The organism is Frischella sp. Ac48, assembly GCF_019641635.1.
Lineage (GTDB): Bacteria > Pseudomonadota > Gammaproteobacteria > Enterobacterales > Orbaceae > Frischella > Frischella japonica.
The window spans coordinates 1-540 of sequence record NZ_JAETXP010000040.1 but is presented as its reverse complement, the minus strand read 5'-3'; the positions used below and the strand labels follow the sequence as shown (position 1 = coordinate 540).

Annotated in this window: 1 protein-coding gene; it reads left to right on the top strand. The window is 46.7% G+C overall.

Features of this window, described 5'->3' with window-relative positions; all coding sequences use genetic code 11:
- The coding region (locus JMI89_RS11810) for a hypothetical protein (RefSeq protein WP_220680188.1) at nucleotides 1–540 on the top strand (540 nt) is incomplete at both ends.

Genomic DNA, 540 nt, shown 5'->3' with positions numbered 1-540 from the left:
ATTAGTTCAGTTGCCGGTGATTAATGGCTATTGTGGCACGGTATCTTATTCTGACGCAATTAAAGCCATGCCAATAGTTAAAAAAGAGCCGACTTTTGAGCCGGATGACAGTTGGTTGGTGGTGGATTTGCTCAATCACCCGCCAGAGCAGATTCAAATCTTTGATGCAGCAAATAACCACATCGTCACAACCACACCAACCAGCGCCGACGAGATTTTTTTAAAACATGGCGAGGTGTTTTCCGCCACTCAGGTTTTACCAAAGGTACATATCGTTTTAGGCGGTTTAGGCGGAAGCGTTGATTTGGCGCTGCGTGGTGATAAACCACTGCGGGTTAAACAGCGGGCCCAAAGCTGGGTTGATGAATTGTCGAGCCTGCTGGCGTCAGGTAATTCGCCGTTTACCATTGAGCTTGATGAGGCAATGGCAAGTTTGATTAATCAAAAAGCTTTACCGCAACGAGGACTACAAGCCAAACCGGTTGATGAACAAGCCGCTTTTCGTCCGGATGAGACGGTGGGAGTGTTTTTTTATTACAT